The sequence below is a fragment of the Methylophilus sp. DMC14 genome (assembly GCF_056314085.1).
On record NZ_JBQUZA010000005.1, the window covers coordinates 215,978 to 232,601 of the forward strand.

Sequence of the window (16,624 nt, forward strand, 5' to 3'; positions counted from 1 at the left end):
TGCCCAAAGCACCATAAGCCAACGCATGAGCACCCACATGCTGGCGCCAAACGGCTAGGGCCGGCGCGCACGCGCCAAAAACTGATCCAGTTGCCGCGCGAACGCATGGCGGTCAGACGCCTGCATGGCATTGGGCCCCTGCGTTTCCACCCCGCTGGCGCGCAGTGACTCCATAAAGTCGCGCATAGCCAGCCTCTCGCGGATATTTTCTGCCGAATAAAACTCGCCGCGTGGATTCAACGCATGCGCTTGCTTTTCAATCACCTGCGCGGCAAGCGGGATATCTGCCGTAATCACCAAATCGCCCGCTTCCAGCATCGCCACGATCTCGTTATCTGCCACATCAAAGCCCTTGGCGACTTGCAAGGCGCGCAAATAGGCTGAGGGCGGCACATAGAGCACTTTGTTGGCGACAAAGGTAGTCATGACCTGACTACGCTCCGCCGCCCGAAACAAGATGTCCTTTATCACGCCCGGGCAGGCATCGGCATCCACCCAAATCCGCATTAACCGGCTTTCGGCACCGGTCTGGCGCTAAATAACGCGCCGCCTTGTGGTTTGTGGCCGCTAGGCTGCCGCGCAGATTTTTGCTGGGCTGCAGAATGACCAGATGCATTCGCCGGTTTTTTCTGGCCAGCGTGTTGTCCAGCGTTGCGCGGGTTGCTTGTCGCGGAATGGGTTTGGCCTTGTTTAGGCTGATGTTGTCTGGGCTGGCCTGGTTTCTGACTACGCGATGCGTCACGGGGCGCCTGGCCCGATTTAGGCGCAGGCCGTTGACCGCGCGGCTGAGTCCGTGATGGCCGATCCGGCTCTTCACTGCTTTTTTCGGGGGCGACAAAGCCCTCTACCTGCAGCTTGGGGATCTCGCGCTTGATCAGCTTCTCAATGTCTTTCAACAATTTGAGTTCCTCCCTATCCACCAGCGACACCGCCGCCCCAGTGGCACCAGCACGACCAGTCCGGCCGATGCGGTGCACATAGTCTTCGGGCACGTTAGGCAGCTCAAAATTCACCACTTGCGGCAGCTGGTCAATATCCAGGCCACGTGCAGCAATATCGGTCGCCACCAGCGCGGTGATTCCCCCGGCTTTAAACTCGGCCAGCGCCGCCGTGCGGGCATTCTGACTCTTGTTGCCATGAATCGCCATCGCCGGGATGCCGTCTTTTACCAGCTTCTCCGCCAGCCGGTTCGCGCCATGTTTGGTGCGTGTAAACACCAGCACTTGCTCCCACTGATGTTGCTTGATCAAAAAGCTCACCATCTCACGCTTGTGCGACTGCGGCACCATATGCACGCTTTGCTCAATCAGCGCGTTTGAGGTGTTCCGCCGCGCCACTTCCACCAGATCCGGGTTATTCAGCAGATTGTCTGCCAGCTGTTTGATTTCATCGGAAAACGTCGCCGAGAACAGCAGGTTTTGCCGCTGCTTGGGCAGCAAGGCCAGCACTTTTTTAATGTCGTGAATAAAGCCCATATCCAGCATGCGATCGGCTTCATCCAGCACCAGAATTTCAATGCCAGACAAATCCAGCGCCTTCTGGTTGGTGAGGTCGAGCAAGCGACCCGGCGTCGCTACCATGATATCGAGTGGTTTTTTCAAGCGGCTGATTTGCGGGTTAATGCCCACCCCGCCAAACACCACCATGCTTTTCAGCGGCAGATATTTACCGTAAGTGGTCACTGACTCGCCGATCTGCGCCGCCAGCTCGCGCGTTGGCGACAGAATCAGACAACGCGGCTTGCCTGCGGCGGTTTGTTTTAACGGGGTTTCAGACAAGCGATGCAAAATCGGCAAGGTAAAGCCAGCGGTTTTGCCTGTCCCGGTTTGCGCTCCGGCCAGTAAATCGCCACCGCGCAATACATAAGGAATCGCCTGCGCCTGAATCGGCGTCGGTGAGGTATAGCCGGCATCGGCAATCGCGCGCAACAAAGGCGCGCACAAATTCAAATCAGCAAACGTCGTGTTTGCAGGGGTATTTTCTTGTGACAAGGTTATTCAACTTTAATAGTGTGCATCGCCCATCACAAACGACAGACATGCAACAAATTATTGGGCGTTGGTCTGTTGCCGCAGCAACACCAATCTGGACAAACGAGGATTATATCGATGATTTATGACAAGGCCGCTGTGAGGATTGGTAGTTCACAGGGTAGCTACATTATACGTGGTTTATTAACGACTCATATATTTAATTGCTTTGTGAGAGGGACAAGTCTGCCGCACTTTATTCATGATAGCGTATGCGCTATCATTGAGCCATGACCATCAAGATTGTTCTGGATACCAATATCATGGTTGCAGCCTTGCAAAATGAAGGCAGTGTCGCCAGAGCGATTCTGCGTCTATGCCTGCATGGTCAGATTCAACCCCTGATAGGCGCTGCTCTGTTTGCAGAGTACGAAGATGTTTTAAATCGTGAACTTCTGTTTCAAGGCAGCAAACTCAATAAACAAGAGCGCGACATGGTTTTAAATGGCTTTTTGTCTGTGTGCAAATGGTCAGAGGTTTTTTATGCATGGCGGCCGAATCTGCCAGATGAAGCGGATAACCACTTGATTGAACTCGCCATTGCCGGCCAGGCAGACTTTATTGTGACACGCAACCTGAAGGACCTCACAAGAGGTGAGCTGATTTTTAATCAACTGCAAATTGTAGGTCCAGAGTATTTTTTAAAGATGATCAGAACCCCTAAGGAGTCAACATGAGCATATTGACGATTCGTCTGCCGGATGACAAACACGAAAGACTGAAATCCCTCGCCAAAGCGCATAAGGTCAGCGTCAACAAACTGGTGGATGAGTTAGCGACTGTCGCCCTTGCAAACTTTGATGCAAAAACACGCTTTGAAGCCAGAGCAAAGCAGGGAGATGCGAACACGGCACTGACATTGCTTGATAAATTTGGCGATTAATATCGCTTTAACCTAGTTAATGACCACCTAGCTAATCGCCTTGGCTTTTGCCGGACTAGCGAAACGTCCACGCCACAAAGCGGCTTTGCTTCTGGCCTTGCGCCATCTCCACCGTTTTTACCGTCAGTGCCCGCGCTTTTTTGAGTTCACGCATCACCAGCGGCAGGTTGCTGGCTTTAGAGACCAGCGTGGTAAACCATACGCACTGTTGGGCAAAATACCTGCTCTCATGAATCATGGTGGTTAAAAAGGCCGCCTCACCACCCTCGTAAACCAGCTCATTGGCCTGGCCGCCAAAATTCAGTGCCTGCGGCGGCCGCTTGCCCAGCCCGCGCCATTTACGCTGTGTGCCCGCCTGTGCCTCAGCCGCAGAGGCATGGAAAGGCGGGTTGCACATGGTCAGCGTCCATTGCTCGCCCGGCAAGATCACACCTTTAAAAATCGCCGCCATATTTGGCTGCTGGCGCACAGAAATCAGTGGCTGCAAGCGATTGGCTTCAATCAGCTGCTGTGCATTGCGCAAGGCCTTGGCGTCAATATCCACGCCCAAGCACTGCCAGCCATAAGCCTGAGCCGCAATCAGCGGATAGACCAGGTTGGCGCCGGTGCCGATATCGAGCAAACGCACAGATTTTGTATGACCAGACTCTGTCAACAAATCCGCCAGGTAATGCACATAATCCGCCCGGCCAGGGATAGGCGGACATAAGTAATGCTTGGGAATATCCCACACCGCCACGCCATAATACTGCTTGAGCAAGGCCTGGTTTAAGGTTTTCACTGCCTGCGGATGAGCAAAGTCTATCGAGTCATCGCCATAGGCATTCGGGCGCACATAGGGCGCCAGGGACGGATGCACCTGCACCAGCAGCGCAAAGTCATAGCCCTCGCGATGCAAATTGCGTGGGTGCAATGCAGATGAAGAACTGACGGGCTTCATGCCTAAGTATTCGCCAATTGCACTTGGTCAGCGCGCCTAAGCGGCCGCAGCCTTGGCGCGCGCGGCATGCAATTTACGGTAGCTATCCAGCAGTCTATGGTGTCTGTCCAGCCCTTCCAGCTGCAGATTGGTCGGGGTCAGGCCATAAAAACGTACACTGCCATCGACAGTGCCCAGCACCGCATCCATGCGCGCGTCACCAAACATGCGGCGGAAATTTAGCTCGTAATCGGCCAGGTGCAGCTCCTCGTCTAGTTCCACCTCAAGCACGGCATTCAGGGCTTGATAAAACAAACCGCGCTCCAGTGTGTTGTCGTTGTACTGCAAAAACGCCCCCACCAGATCTTGCGCCTCCTCAAACTGCTGCAACGCCAGGTTGATGAGTAGCTTAAGCTCCAGCACCGTGAGCTGGCCCCATACCGTGTTCTCGTCAAACTGGATGCCGATCAAGGTCGCAATATCGCTGTAGTCATCCAGCTCGTTATTCTCCAGCCGCTCCAGCAAGGCCTGCAGGCTGTCATCGTCCAGCTGATGCAGGTTCAGGATATCTTCGCGGAACAACAACGCTTTATTGGTGTTATCCCACACCAGGTCTTCCACCGGATACACCTCAGAATAATCAGGCACCAAGATGCGGCATGCCGTCGCGCCCAGCTGGTCATATACCGCCACATAGGCCTCTTTGCCCATCTCGGCCAAAATGCCAAACAAGGTCGCGGCTTCTTCAGCGTTGGCATTGTCGCCCTTGCCTGAAAAATCCCACTCGACAAATTCGTAGTCCGATTTGGCACTAAAAAAGCGCCACGACACCACACCGCTAGAGTCAATAAAATGCTCAACAAAGTTATTCGGCTCGGTCACCGCTTCGCTGACAAAGGTCGGCTGTGGCAAGTCGTTGAGGCCTTCAAAACTGCGGCCTTGCAGCAACTCGGTCAGGCTGCGCTCTAGCGCGACTTCCAGCTTCGGGTGTGCCCCAAATGAGGCAAACACGCCGCCGGTGCGCGGGTTCATCAGCGTCACGCACATCACCGGATATTGTCCGCCTAACGACGCATCTTTCACCAGCACCGGAAAGCCCTGCGCCTCCAGCCCCTCAATGCCCGCCACAATGCCAGGGTACTTCGCCAGCACCGCTGGCGGCACATCCGGCAATGCCATTTCACTTTCAATAATCTCGCGCTTCACGGCGCGCTCAAAAATCTCGGACAAGCATTGCACCTGCGCCTCGGCCAGCGTATTGCCCGCGCTCATGCCATTGCTGGCGTACAGGTTTTCAATGAGGTTAGACGGGAAATACACCACCTCGCCATCTGACTGCCGCACAAACGGCAGCGCACAAATGCCGCGTTCACGATTGCCAGAGTTGGTATCAATTAAATGTGAGCCACGCAACTCGCCATCCGGGTTATAAATGGCCCGCGTGTAGTCATCCAGAATCTCTTTCGGCAGCGCATCCTTGCGCCCCGGTTTAAACCAGCGCTCGTTCGGGTAATGCACAAAGTCGGCATTGGCAATGTCTTCGCCCCAATAAGACCCGGCATAAAAATGGTTGTTACTCAGCCGCTCAATATACTCACCCAACGCCGAGGCCAGCGCACTTTCCTTGGTCGCGCCTTTGCCGTTGGTAAAGCACATGGGCGAATGCGCATCACGGATATGCAGCGACCACACGTTAGGCACAATATTGCGCCAGGAAGCGATCTCGATCTTGATGCCCAGGCTCGCCAGCAAGCCCGTCATATTGGCAATGGTTTGCTCCAGCGGTAAATCCTTGCCGGTGATATACGTCTGCGTTTCCGCCGCCAGGTTCACCGTCAGCAAGGCCTGCGCATCGGCATCCAGGCTTGCCACTTCTTCAATCACAAACTCAGGCCCGGTCTGCACTACTTTTTTCACCGTGCAGCGGTCAATCGAGCGCAAAATGCCAATGCGGTCTTTTTCAGAGATATCCGCAGGCAACTCAATCTGTATCTTAAAAATCTGCTTGTAGCGGTCTTCCGGGTCCACAATATTGTTGTGCGACAAGCGGATGTTTTCAGTCGGAATATTGCGTGTGCTGCAATACAGCTTCACAAAATACGCCGCACACAGCGCCGACGAAGCCAAAAAGTAATCAAACGGCCCCGGCGCCGAGCCATCGCCCTTGTAGCGGATAGGCTGGTCGGCAATCACGGTGAAGTCATCAAACTTGGCTTCAAGGCGGAGCTTATCGAGAAAATTGACTTTAACTTCCATTGAGATATTCCAGATGTGCTGCAAAAAATGTTGAGGGCGCTATTATCCCTCAACACAGACATGCTGCCTAAAACTAATTGCTAAATATATGATTAAACGAGTTTTTTACAAGCTGATAAATCTGAACTTTAAAAGTAACAACCTCGTCGGTGCTATCATTCATTAATGAAAATAGCGAAGGACTTTGAATGAAAAATACATCGACCAACCCGCCATCTTTCTCAAAATCAGTCAAAGACGCTTTAAAACCCGCCGAGTTTTTTTAGAGCGCGGCAACTACAGGCAGACTATGAAAAATTTGATGCCATTATGAATAAATCAGGTGGGCAAGCGCCGATTAAAGGCGATGTGATTGGTGAAGAATGAATTTACTTAAGGTTTTGGCAAAAGACCAGATTACTCATGAATTTGCTAAGCCGCCTAGTTTGCCCCGACATCACACACAAAGCCCCAGCGCCCTTCTTTTATATTCACGTATGGCCCAGTAACTGTTGCAAGAAAATACACAGCACTCTTTGGTTGATATTTAAAAGTGAAACTAAAGTCAGTAGCATTTTCTTCGTTTACCCCATACGTTCCAATCAAACTCGTAGAGTCCGCCCCTTTAAACTCTTTCCTAACGAGTAACTTTTTATTCTTATCGCCAAAAGGTGAGAAATAATTATGCGCATTTTTGAGTGATGCATCATCAAGCGACCAAGACTCGATGACAACTTTATTCACCTCAAATGGAAGGGTACCAATGTTCCTTATCGTTACTCCTAAGCTTGCTAAGCAGATCTCTTTTGTTGGTAACTTGCTCCAATTAAGAAAACCCGTTGAAGCAGTTCTGATTTCTAAAGGCTTTTCTATTTTTACATATTTAGAATAAGCCCAAGCCCCCGCAATAAGTATTGCAAGTATCTCAACGAGATATTTAATAACCTCTAAAAAGCTTTTAGCTTTAGAAAAGGTAGATTCATGAGACTTGCTACGAAAGCGCCTCATAAAGGTTTGATGTGATCACTATATCTATGAAGCAAGCTAGATGAGAAAAACCCTCCACACTCGTGTGCTCTTTTACATCCTTCACACTCAGGTGCAAATTCATTCTTCCAGTCAGAAATTGATTTACGATAATAAGGCAAAACATCCTCGTTTATAGTACAAAGCTGGTGGTTATAAACAGAGGTTGTTAATCCATAACTAGCCAAGACATTCACCGCATCACTCAAGATATTTTTATACGCAAACGGGTCAATCCATAGACTATCCAAGTTTGCACGAGTAAACCCCATCATTTCAAGCCCCATCAAAGCTACATGATCAACAAACAATAAATTCCGGCCAATGAATTCACAGAGATCCAATAAGCCATCAATAGATTGTTTATGAATAACAACTCTAATTTCGACTTTTTGATTGAGCTTCTTAAGATTTAAAACACCTGCCAGGGTCTCATCAAACGCACCTGAACTTTGAACTATATAGTTGTGTGTTGAGGGATTTGCTGAATAAATTGGGATACCTACCATCATGTCAAAATGATTGATGTCGGCATATCTTTTAGCAAAATCTATGTTTTTAAAAGATCGACCATTGGAAAGAATATGAATACCAGTTTGAGGTAAATGGCTTTTAGTAAACTCTAATAACTCTAAAAACCTCTCTCCAAATAACGTGGGCTCCCCTCCAGAAAAACCGATTTCCTTGGTGTTCTTGGGTATTAACTTGATGAGATTGAAAGCTTCACTTAATAAATAGGAATCATCGTGATTTTTAGGAGGTTGTGAACACATTAAACAATAATGATTACATTGCTCTGTAATCATAATCGTATTATTTGTTGCCCTTTTACGGTATAGAACCCGTATGTGTTCTTTATTTGGTGTGATACGAACAATATCTTCATCGTTCAAGTAACTAAACTCATCTGGCAAAACAGTAAAATTCTCCCCCTGAGAGAACTCAATATCTTCGGCTAGAGACTCAAACGTAATGTAATGAGAAAATCCCTTCGGTGCATTCTTGGCCCTAGTAATGAATGCTTTATCGCTTCTTAAAACCTGAGGTAGGTTTGGATTAGAGCTTAACGAAAATAACTTTGCTTTTTCAGAAGTAAGTTCATGAACTTGGATTACTTTACCCCCAAGTTTGATCATCGGTTAGCCCATCCGAGGAATAATTTTTTTGTATCAGAATCATTTTCCATGAGGGTAATTAAGTGTTTAAAAATACTCATGTTCTTTTTACAAAACTCTGACTCAGGCTTCCGCCCCAAAAAATCCTTATGTATTGCATGGTGATAAACTGGCTCGGAGCCACAGTATGGCTCAAATGCACATTCAGAACACATTGGAGCACTTAGCGTAAAAGACTCTTCAATTGCATCAAGTAACTTATCTGAGAGAATGATATCTTCGTAGGAATCAGACAAAATATTACCTAACTCAAAAGTCTTATCCCCCATTTCAGCAAGCATTCTGCTTTCATCAGAAGCGTAAACTTTGCCGTCATAATTAAAAACAATTGCTGCAATTCCAATACCAGCAGGGTTCATTAAATCAACATACCCAGACTCTTGGGCAGTAAGAATTTTCTTCAAAATTAAACTAGAGTAATACTCTGAGAACTCAACTCCATTTCGATTCAGCTCAATGATGTAATCAAGGCCAGCTTTATAAAACTGTAACCATCGCTCGGTGTTGTATGCCATAAATTTTTTTGTTTTTATCGCAAAACCGTAAGGTGACAGTGGCCTTAAAAAAATACCCTTAAATCCTAGCTTTAAATATTCGTCGATAATGTCTTTAACTTTATCTAGACTCGACTCTGTTGTTGTCATCAAAGCTGAGACTTGATCATAGCCAAGCCTGTTTCTTGCTTGCTCTAATCCGGAAAGGAATCTTTGGTAGCTATCTTTGTTTGGTCTTGGTCTATTTGAGTTATGCAGAACCTCAGGACCATCTAGTGAAGTTGAAAGCTGAATCTTATGCAACTTGCAAAAGTCTAGCATTTCATCAGTTATTAACGAAAGAGTTGTGGCAATTACAAAAGCAAGATCTCTATTTGCAATCTGATTTCTAACCTCAGCAGATTCAACAATATATTTGATAAGTTCAAAATTCAGTAATGGTTCACCGCCTTGAAACTCAATCTTTATAGCTGGAGATGGGGACTTGAATACAAAATCAAGAGATCTGTCAGCCATTTCCTTAGTCATATCAAATGAAGATTTATCTTCTGATTGCCTAGAAACTTGGCAATATGGGCAACTATGATCGCAGCGAAGTGTGACGACAAAGATATGTAAATTAGTAAATTGAGAAAGCCTAGATAACTTCGTTCTCAGTTTCAATGCCAATAATTCAATTGGTGACTTTTCTTTCGGCAATCTTATGAAATGCTTGGATCTTAATTGAGAATATAGGCTACTAGTAACATCTAGTTTCCGATGAACCAAATCTTCTAAATCATCATGTTCGATGAGCAGATACTCGCCAACAAGATTAGTTATGATGTAACGCTCATCATTAAATCTATCAAATTTAAAGGGTAGCAACTCATAAGACGAGTCTTTTGCGGAATAGCTTTCAATCCCTTTAAATTTACTCAATTTGTTGCAAATCCGTATTCAAGAAAGTCGCACTCAGTATTAAATTTCTAACCGTCTCGGTTTCTTTAGAAATCAATTGACGTAAGTGCTGATCAAGAACTTCCTTCTTAAAATCCGCCTCTACTTTTTTGAGGTGTAGTTCTGTGTGATCCCCATCAAAGGTAATACGGCAAAGTATCGATTTATCCTTTAACTCAAAATCAACCGAAAGTTTATTGATAAATCGATATGCCGCTTTCTGTATTGTTTCAACAGAATAAACACGCTCATCAAATGTGAGCGTTGTTGTAGTCTTACTCACTTAATAACCAGATGAGTGTGAACGATGCGAGGAATGTGAGCTATGCGACGAATGAGAGTAGTGATCAGCGTAAAAAATACCGTCACTATTAGGTTTAAGAATAAATTTCAATGCGCTCTTATCACTAAAGTCGAACTTATTGATTTCTGCGGTCTCAATTTCAAGTAACTTAGACTTTTCCTGATTATCAATTGAAACGCTATCGATGGAGTTCGCGTGCGATTGAGTTGCGGTTAATGCGTTCGCCAATACAGCCAAAGGCAAAAGATATTTTCTTTTATTCATATTAGCCTCCCACGTTAATTAATAATATTTTTAAAAAATTTAGCATGTACACCACACAAACGTCCACAGAGACGAACTCAACAATAATTAAAATATTGTAAATTTAAGAATTTAAAAATTAATGTGAAAAACAACTATCAACATTCTTGACCAACAGATTACTTAAACTAATCAATGACGCTTTTGATCAATAAATCGGAAGTTTGGGTAGCGCTGGCTATCAATACTCAACAAAACTACCGCTTTTCATAAACCGGCTCCACTCCCAGCTTTTTGATCATTTTCTTAAATGGCTTAAACGCGCCAGACTTGAGCGAAACAATAAACAAATGGATGGGAAACTCTTTGCTGACCAGGCGCTCGATGACTTTTTTCGAGGGGTCGGTGAGTGAAAAAGTAGGCATTTCAAAGGCGAGCAAATAGTCGCCCTTGGTGTTGTCGGCATCTAACACGCGCTTGAGCAAGTAAACCCTTTTAATATCTTTGGCGTCGCTGGCGATGACGGCCCGGATTTGTTGCACGGTGGCGTCGTCGAGGTCGTGTTGTGCCAGCGTGGCGGCTGGGGTTAAGGTGGAGAGCTCCTGGTGGATGGCTTGCAACTTGTTGGCGCGGGCTTGGTAGCGTTGCAGGTATTCATCGGCGCGTGCCGGGTTTTTGGCGGCGTAGTAATGGTAGGCTTGCTCGCAGGCGGCGAGGATGGCGGATTCGTCTTGCGCCATGACGTACTCTAAATCTTCAATGCCGGTTTCATCGTCGTCGAGGAGTTTGTACACCCCTACTCTATAGCGGCCTTGCAAATGCTCAGGGTGTTGCTGCACAAAGGCTTCAATGGCCGCGCGTTGCGGTTCGTCTGGCGTCAGGTCTTCTTTAATGGCGATGACTTGCCATTGCTCGTCGGCACTCAGCGTTTCTTTGGCGAGCAGTTCATTCACGGTGGCGGTTTGCGCCTGAATATCCTGATGGCGTGCGCTCCAGTTTTGCTCGATGCTGGACTGCCATTCTTGATCGAGCTTGTGGGTGAAGTGTGGCAGCTCGGCCCCTAGCCAGGCATCAGCGGCGGAGGTGCTGTTGTCTGCGCGTGGCAGGGTTTTCAGGGTCTCAAGCTCAACGCCTATGGCTTTCAGGCGATCTTTGATGGCGGGATGCGTGTCGAGATGGTTGGTCTCGTAGGTGTAGGCGAGGTCTATGTAACGATGCAGGGTGTCGGTTTCTAGCGTTTGGTTGACGATAGATTGCCAGACGGCGCTTTTATCTTGCATGGGCGTGGGCTCAGTGGCAACGCGTTGCTGGATTTGCGCATGCAGGCATTCTTTTTCGAGCTGGTAGAGCACGTGCACGCGTAACAAGGCGCTGGCGGTGTTTTCTACCCCAGCGATTTTGACCGAGACATGGTCGGCCTGATATTCGTTTTTGCGCGCCAACACAAAGCTGTAGGCGTTGAAATAAGGCGCATACCAGCCAAACATTTTGGCTACATAGCGCGAGCCCCAGTCACGCCAGCCACTGGCCATGTCGTGCAGGCGCGCCCAGGTCGAGCGCAAGCGGTAAATAAAGCCGGACCAACGGCTATGGTCGCCAGACAGGTGCCCATACTCATGCGCGATTACCGCCATCGCCTCGCCTTCGGTGAGGCCTTGCAACAGCGGCAGGCCCAGCATCAGGTAATTGGTTTCCCAGCCAAACAGGCCAAAGCGCGGATATTGAATAATCGCCGCATTGATATCGTGAGTGAGCAACACATGGCTGATTTTTGGGCCTGCGAGCGCGGTTTCGAGTGACTTGATTTTTTGCCACAGCGCGGGAGCTTGGGCGGGCGTGAGCTCGGTGCCCACTGGCTTATCAAAGCGGCTGAACAAGACTTTGAAGGAAGCTTTAAGCATCAAGAAGGCGGGCAAGATCATCAAAATCAGCAATTTGCCCAGTTTGAGCAAGATGAGTAGCACTGCACCACCAGCAACAAAGGTCAACGCGACCAAGCCGATGAGTAAGGCCAGCGGGATCAAGGCCATCAAGATGGCAAATCCCAGAATCAAAAAGCCTAGCAGGCTCACGAGGATGACGCGGACAAAATAGGTACTGTAATTTTGCTCGGCCAGCCTTTCGGACCGCGTAATCAGGTTCTCTAAAGATGTTTCACGCATGCGCTACCTACCCCTTTACACCAAAGCCAAAACCATTCCAGTCATGGTCGAATCAAGATGAGGAAATCGTTGCACACCTAGTTTTTTTGTATGCGTTTAATCACGGTGGATCAAACAGTCTGGCGCGCTATTTTTTTAATGATTGTAAATGATGAGCTATTTTTTAAAAGGATTTTTTAATGCAAGCCACAACAGCATCAGCCTTGCACTCAGCAGATGGATATCACGCTGCTGAGTGCAGCCTAACAATATGCCGCTACACCATGATTAAGGCGACCGGGTAGCCGCCGAGCTGGCGATCTGCCGTCATTAACGTCACCCCTTCGACCTGCGTCTGCGCAAGCAACATGCGATCAAAGGGGTCTTTATGCACCTCTGGCAAGGTAGCGACGCTCATGGCATGGCTGCTATTGATCGCGATCTCCTCAAAACCGTTCTCCAGCAAGTTACGCCGCAATACGGCCAAGTCCACTTTAAAGTCCGCCCGGCCCAGGGTGTTTTTGATGGCAATTTCCCACAGACTGGCGCTGCTGAAGTAGAGTTGATTGCCTGTATCTTCAATGAGGGCTTTTGCTTTGCTTGGCAGCTGGTCTACCCCCGCCGCTGCCCAAAGCAAAATATGGGTATCGAGTAACAGCTTCATCTTACTCGAGGCCAAACAGGGTTGAAATTTCGGCTTTGCCCATCTCGTCAAAGTCTGCAGGCACCTGAATTTGACCTTGCATAAAGCCAATACGCTTGATTGCGGGCGGCTCAGTCGCCTCTAACCGGGTGACTTTTACCAACGGCTTACCCGCTTTGGCAATAATGAAAGACTCCCCATTGACAGCCTGATCAACCAGTTTAGAGAGTTGTGTTTTTGCCTCGTGAATATTGATAATTTGCATGATGTCCAAATTAAACTAAGTTTAGTTAGTTTAGTTTAAACAGAAGGGAGATTGGAGTAAAGACTTTCGGACTCAAGCACAGCTTTTTATGAGCTGTTATGGGGCGTCATGTGGCTAAGCATACAATACGTGAACAGATACTCACTGAACTTCTTTATAACGATCAACATGAGTTTGCACAAATAGTTGAGGCGATCTCAACGCACCTCTAACAGCACTTCTGGATGTTTATGCGCAATGCGCATCAAGGTTTGCGCCGCACCTGAAGGTTTAATCCGCCCCTGCTCCCAGGCTTGCAAAGTGCGCACGGATACCCCCAACAATTGAGCAAACTCGCTTTGCGACAACCCCACCTGATTGCGTGCTGAAACCACAAAGGAAACATCTACCTGCGTGCTACGCGCCACCTTGCCAGCTTTAAGCTCTTTGACTGATGCCAGCAAGTCTGCCTTGAATTGCGCCATCTCTTGATCAACTTTAGTCATTGATGAACTCCTGTTTTAAAGCACTCAAGAACTCACTGGGGAGATTGTCAAATTTGGCTTTTGCATACACGATCAGCAAGCCAATTTCTCCCTTCTCGAGCTGGTTAACGTAAATCACCCGTACGCCACTGCGCTTACCCATGCTATCGCGCGACCAACGCACTTTGCGACAACCACCACTGTTTGGAATCACATCGCCAGCAAGTGGGTTTGCGGCAATCCAGTTGATAAATTCAACGCGCTCTTCATCATTCCATACCATCTTGGCGTACTTGATAAAGATGCTGGTCTCAACGATGGTGAGCATAAACTATACCCTTAAATAGTACAAACGCAAGCAATTGCCAAACGTGTGATGCGATATTGTTAATTAATGTAAATATAGCATTATCTATTAGGATAGGCGCGCAATCTTCGAGCCATAAAGTTCAACTTAGGCACTAAATTTTAGGTGTTTTATGCAAATAGCCCCTTAAAGTATTGAATTGAATCACTTATCTACAGCTTAGCGGTGTATACATCAGCAAAAAACTCTGTTATGGTGTTTATAACTAAAAGAATTACGATGTTTTACAACGCATTGTTCCCGGGGTGGGTAAATTCGATTATGGCTAAAAGATCTGGAAAATATTTGTACTCCATACGTAGCGCCAATGGGGTGTTGGTAGAGAATCTGCAGGTGTACGGTAAATCCCGTGCCGAAGCGGATGAGAAAATTCGCCAGATGTATTGGCGTTGCGAAATTTTGAGCTGCAAGCTGGTCGCCGACTTAGATTCACGTGCGCCCAACCTCAAAATGCAATGGGTGCGACCGGCCCCACGTGCAGCAGGCTAGTGAATGAGCTGATTCCCCATCAGAAGCTATTTCAGGCAAACTATAAAAAAGGCGCGATGATAAAGATTCGCGCCTTTTTTATTATTGATGCCATTTAAAACCGTAAGCCCTGAAACTTAAAACAAGGACAAGTTGCTGGCAGTGGAAACTGGCCTGGGGATGCGTCTTCTGGCCAGCTTTTTGACGCGGCTATCCAGCGTGGGCAAGTCATCATCAAACAGTGAGCCTTGAGCTGGGAACAGCTCTTCTTGTGCCTGGAACACTTGCAGCTCTGGCCGCAGTTCACAATCGAGGCGGATATCCGATTTGGGGACACAGCAACAGGGCAGGATTTCATCGCTGGCAATAAACGCGAGCGGTTGCTCCAGATATTCGACCTCACCATCGAGCAGGCGCACGCGGCAGGCGCCACAATAGCCGCCACGGCATTGGTACTCGACCTCATGCCCGGTGCGCTCCAGGCCTTCCAGCAAGGTTTCATGCGGGATCAGGCTGAAGCGGGTATGCTGGCTGCGTATGCTGATCATTTTAAAAATGACTTGTTAAAATCAATAGCGAAACAATCAATTAATGAGCGCGCGTGATCAAAGTGCACGGCTTATGGAGCACAGAAACCGCAATGTACACGAGAGCACATGAGGGTTTCGCGCACCGCACAACGCCGTAATTTGCCCGCGCAGCCATTTAAATTACAACTCAAAGTCGTTGAGATCGTCAGCCGAGACTTCTGAATCAATCTGCCCGATCAAGTAAGAACTTAATTCTACCTCTTGAGGGGCCACTTGTACGGTGTCTGAAGACAGCCAGGTGTTGATCCATGGAATCGGGTTGTTTTTGGCATTGGGGAATGCCGGAGGCAAGCCGACTGAAGCCATGCGGGTATTGGTGATGTATTCCACGTACTGGCAAAGAATGTCTTTATTGAGGCCGATCATGGAGCCATCTTTAAACAGGTACTCGGCCCACAGTTTTTCCTGCTCGGCGGCGGATTTAAACATCTCGAAGCACTCGGTATGCAGTTCTGCGGCAATCTCGGCGAACTCGGCGTCATCCTGGCCAGAACGCATGATGTTGAGCATGTGCTGTGTGCCGGTGAGGTGCAAGGCCTCATCACGCGCAATCAGGCGGATGATCTTGGCGTTGCCTTCCATCACCTTGCGCTCGGCAAAGGCAAACGAGCAGGCAAAGCTAACGTAAAAGCGGATGGCTTCAAGGATATTCACGTTCATCAGGCAGCGGTACAGCAGCTTTTTGAGCGCGCGCTTGTTGACCACTTTGGTCTCGCCATTGATGACATGATTGCCCTCGCCCAGCTGCGAGTACAGCATGGTTTGCTGGATCAGCTCATCGTAATAATGCGCAATATCCGAAGCGCGTGCCGTGATGTTTTCATTGCGCACGATGTCGTCGAACATCACCGACGGATCATTGACGATATTGCGGATGATGTGGGTGTAGGAACGCGAGTGAATGGTCTCGGAAAACGCCCAGGTTTCAATCCAGGTTTCCAGCTCAGGCAGGGACACCAGTGGCAGCAAGGCCACGTTGGGGCTACGGCCCTGAATCGAATCCAGCAAGGTCTGGTATTTGAGGTTGCTGATAAAAATATGCTTTTCGTGCTCGGGCAGATTCTGGTAATCGGAACGGTCTTGCGACACGTCAACCTCTTCCGGGCGCCAGAAGAAGGAGAGTTGCTTCTCGATCAGCTTCTCGAATACCGGATATTTCTGCTGGTCGTAGCGCGCCACATTGACGGGCTGCCCAAAGAACATGGGTTCTTTGAGTTGATCGTTATCGGTTTTGGTGAAGATGCTGTAGGCCATCTGTGTTCCTAATGTTTAAGTTTAATGCTCAAACTGTTTTTAAATTGTACTTATTACCCCACTGCAATAAGCGTTGAAACAGTGAGCGAGCGGGATAAAGTGCAAGGCGTACGGAGCACAGAAACCGGAATGTACACGTGAGTACATGAGGATTTCGCGCACCGCACAACGCAGCAATTTGCCC

Annotated in this window: 19 protein-coding genes; 3 read left to right on the forward strand and 16 right to left on the reverse strand. The window is 48.2% G+C overall.

Going from position 1 to position 16,624, the window contains the following annotated elements:
• Positions 1-54: 54 nt before the first annotated feature.
• Together ACT53C_RS11655 and ACT53C_RS11660 are read right to left on the reverse strand one after the other, a co-directional pair.
• Positions 55-507: a YaiI/YqxD family protein gene (locus ACT53C_RS11655; protein ID WP_476146326.1), complete on the reverse strand. Its 453-nt coding sequence runs from the start codon at positions 505-507 to the stop codon at positions 55-57.
• A complete protein-coding gene (locus tag ACT53C_RS11660; RefSeq protein ID WP_476146328.1) occupies positions 507-1,991 on the reverse strand; it encodes a DEAD/DEAH box helicase in 1,485 nt (494 codons plus the stop codon). Before ACT53C_RS11660 ends, ACT53C_RS11655 begins: the two co-directional genes overlap by 1 nt.
• Before the next feature lie 269 nt (positions 1,992-2,260).
• On the opposite strand from ACT53C_RS11660, the gene ACT53C_RS11665 reads away from it, so the two are divergent.
• The gene (locus tag ACT53C_RS11665) at positions 2,261-2,707 is read left to right on the forward strand and encodes a putative toxin-antitoxin system toxin component, PIN family (protein ID WP_476146330.1); all 447 of its coding nucleotides are present in this window, start codon (positions 2,261-2,263) and stop codon (positions 2,705-2,707) included.
• On the forward strand, positions 2,704-2,913 hold the full coding sequence (locus ACT53C_RS11670; protein ID WP_194747181.1) for a toxin-antitoxin system HicB family antitoxin: 210 nt from the start codon (positions 2,704-2,706) through the stop codon (positions 2,911-2,913). Before ACT53C_RS11665 ends, ACT53C_RS11670 begins: the two co-directional genes overlap by 4 nt.
• A gap of 55 nt (positions 2,914-2,968) precedes the next feature.
• Here ACT53C_RS11670 and rlmF read toward each other — a convergent pair whose 3' ends face one another.
• The 12 genes from rlmF to ACT53C_RS11730 form a co-directional block, all read right to left on the reverse strand.
• Complete coding sequence (rlmF, locus tag ACT53C_RS11675; RefSeq protein WP_476146332.1) at positions 2,969-3,853, reverse strand: 23S rRNA (adenine(1618)-N(6))-methyltransferase RlmF; 885 nt, start codon at positions 3,851-3,853, stop codon at positions 2,969-2,971.
• A gap of 36 nt (positions 3,854-3,889) precedes the next feature.
• Positions 3,890-6,088, reverse strand: coding sequence for an OsmC domain/YcaO domain-containing protein (locus ACT53C_RS11680; RefSeq protein WP_476146334.1), 2,199 nt, complete (start codon positions 6,086-6,088; stop codon positions 3,890-3,892).
• 420 nt (positions 6,089-6,508) lie between these two features.
• A complete protein-coding gene (locus tag ACT53C_RS11685) occupies positions 6,509-7,075 on the reverse strand; it encodes a hypothetical protein (RefSeq protein ID WP_194747188.1) in 567 nt (188 codons plus the stop codon).
• The gene (gene hxsC, locus ACT53C_RS11690) at positions 7,072-8,229 is read right to left on the reverse strand and encodes a His-Xaa-Ser system radical SAM maturase HxsC (RefSeq protein ID WP_194747189.1); all 1,158 of its coding nucleotides are present in this window, start codon (positions 8,227-8,229) and stop codon (positions 7,072-7,074) included. The genes ACT53C_RS11685 and hxsC overlap by 4 nt, the downstream gene beginning before the upstream one ends.
• Entirely contained in the window at positions 8,226-9,683 is a 1,458-nt protein-coding gene (gene hxsB / locus ACT53C_RS11695; RefSeq protein ID WP_194747190.1) for a His-Xaa-Ser system radical SAM maturase HxsB, read from the reverse strand. The genes hxsC and hxsB overlap by 4 nt, the downstream gene beginning before the upstream one ends.
• The gene (gene hxsD, locus ACT53C_RS11700) at positions 9,676-9,984 is read right to left on the reverse strand and encodes a His-Xaa-Ser system protein HxsD (protein WP_194747191.1); all 309 of its coding nucleotides are present in this window, start codon (positions 9,982-9,984) and stop codon (positions 9,676-9,678) included. The genes hxsB and hxsD overlap by 8 nt, the downstream gene beginning before the upstream one ends.
• Positions 9,985-10,269: a His-Xaa-Ser repeat protein HxsA2 gene (gene hxsA2, locus ACT53C_RS11705; protein WP_194747192.1), complete on the reverse strand. Its 285-nt coding sequence runs from the start codon at positions 10,267-10,269 to the stop codon at positions 9,985-9,987.
• Positions 10,270-10,505: 236 nt separating this feature from the next.
• On the reverse strand, positions 10,506-12,410 hold the full coding sequence (locus tag ACT53C_RS11710) for a M48 family metallopeptidase (protein ID WP_476146337.1): 1,905 nt from the start codon (positions 12,408-12,410) through the stop codon (positions 10,506-10,508).
• A 256-nt stretch (positions 12,411-12,666) separates the two neighbouring features.
• Complete coding sequence (locus ACT53C_RS11715; RefSeq protein ID WP_476146339.1) at positions 12,667-13,053, reverse strand: type II toxin-antitoxin system VapC family toxin; 387 nt, start codon at positions 13,051-13,053, stop codon at positions 12,667-12,669.
• 1 nt (position 13,054) lies between these two features.
• Entirely contained in the window at positions 13,055-13,297 is a 243-nt protein-coding gene (locus ACT53C_RS11720) for a type II toxin-antitoxin system Phd/YefM family antitoxin (protein ID WP_194747195.1), read from the reverse strand.
• 197 nt (positions 13,298-13,494) lie between these two features.
• The gene (locus ACT53C_RS11725; RefSeq protein ID WP_275356985.1) at positions 13,495-13,782 is read right to left on the reverse strand and encodes a helix-turn-helix domain-containing protein; all 288 of its coding nucleotides are present in this window, start codon (positions 13,780-13,782) and stop codon (positions 13,495-13,497) included.
• Positions 13,775-14,089: a transcriptional regulator gene (locus ACT53C_RS11730; RefSeq protein WP_476146342.1), complete on the reverse strand. Its 315-nt coding sequence runs from the start codon at positions 14,087-14,089 to the stop codon at positions 13,775-13,777. The genes ACT53C_RS11725 and ACT53C_RS11730 overlap by 8 nt, the downstream gene beginning before the upstream one ends.
• A 300-nt stretch (positions 14,090-14,389) precedes the next feature.
• Between ACT53C_RS11730 and ACT53C_RS11735 the strand changes: the two genes are divergently transcribed.
• Positions 14,390-14,617 (forward strand): hypothetical protein, encoded by a 228-nt coding sequence (locus tag ACT53C_RS11735; protein ID WP_476146344.1) that lies wholly within the window; start codon positions 14,390-14,392, stop codon positions 14,615-14,617.
• A 116-nt stretch (positions 14,618-14,733) separates the two neighbouring features.
• On the opposite strand, the gene yfaE is transcribed toward ACT53C_RS11735, so the two are convergent.
• Both yfaE and nrdB read right to left on the reverse strand, forming a co-directional pair.
• Positions 14,734-15,144, reverse strand: a complete 411-nt coding sequence (gene yfaE, locus ACT53C_RS11740) for a class I ribonucleotide reductase maintenance protein YfaE (protein WP_194747197.1) — start codon at positions 15,142-15,144, stop codon at positions 14,734-14,736.
• Between the two features lie 162 nt (positions 15,145-15,306).
• Complete coding sequence (nrdB, locus tag ACT53C_RS11745) at positions 15,307-16,440, reverse strand: class Ia ribonucleoside-diphosphate reductase subunit beta (protein WP_275356988.1); 1,134 nt, start codon at positions 16,438-16,440, stop codon at positions 15,307-15,309.
• Positions 16,441-16,624 lie beyond the last annotated feature (184 nt).

Coding starts and splice junctions, on each gene's coding strand:
- ACT53C_RS11655 (WP_476146326.1), bottom strand. CDS start 507: ATGCGGATTTGGGTGGATGCCGATGCCTGCCCGGGCGTGATAAAGGAC.
- ACT53C_RS11725 (WP_275356985.1), bottom strand. CDS start 13,782: ATGACTAAAGTTGATCAAGAGATGGCGCAATTCAAGGCAGACTTGCTG.
- ACT53C_RS11680 (WP_476146334.1), bottom strand. CDS start 6,088: ATGGAAGTTAAAGTCAATTTTCTCGATAAGCTCCGCCTTGAAGCCAAG.
- nrdB (WP_275356988.1), bottom strand. CDS start 16,440: ATGGCCTACAGCATCTTCACCAAAACCGATAACGATCAACTCAAAGAA.
- ACT53C_RS11685 (WP_194747188.1), bottom strand. CDS start 7,075: ATGAGGCGCTTTCGTAGCAAGTCTCATGAATCTACCTTTTCTAAAGCT.
- hxsA2 (WP_194747192.1), bottom strand. CDS start 10,269: ATGAATAAAAGAAAATATCTTTTGCCTTTGGCTGTATTGGCGAACGCA.
- ACT53C_RS11670 (WP_194747181.1), top strand. CDS start 2,704: ATGAGCATATTGACGATTCGTCTGCCGGATGACAAACACGAAAGACTG.
- ACT53C_RS11710 (WP_476146337.1), bottom strand. CDS start 12,410: ATGCGTGAAACATCTTTAGAGAACCTGATTACGCGGTCCGAAAGGCTG.
- ACT53C_RS11715 (WP_476146339.1), bottom strand. CDS start 13,053: ATGAAGCTGTTACTCGATACCCATATTTTGCTTTGGGCAGCGGCGGGG.
- ACT53C_RS11730 (WP_476146342.1), bottom strand. CDS start 14,089: ATGCTCACCATCGTTGAGACCAGCATCTTTATCAAGTACGCCAAGATG.
- rlmF (WP_476146332.1), bottom strand. CDS start 3,853: ATGAAGCCCGTCAGTTCTTCATCTGCATTGCACCCACGCAATTTGCAT.
- ACT53C_RS11665 (WP_476146330.1), top strand. CDS start 2,261: ATGACCATCAAGATTGTTCTGGATACCAATATCATGGTTGCAGCCTTG.
- hxsC (WP_194747189.1), bottom strand. CDS start 8,229: ATGATCAAACTTGGGGGTAAAGTAATCCAAGTTCATGAACTTACTTCT.
- ACT53C_RS11720 (WP_194747195.1), bottom strand. CDS start 13,297: ATGCAAATTATCAATATTCACGAGGCAAAAACACAACTCTCTAAACTG.
- yfaE (WP_194747197.1), bottom strand. CDS start 15,144: ATGATCAGCATACGCAGCCAGCATACCCGCTTCAGCCTGATCCCGCAT.
- ACT53C_RS11735 (WP_476146344.1), top strand. CDS start 14,390: ATGGCTAAAAGATCTGGAAAATATTTGTACTCCATACGTAGCGCCAAT.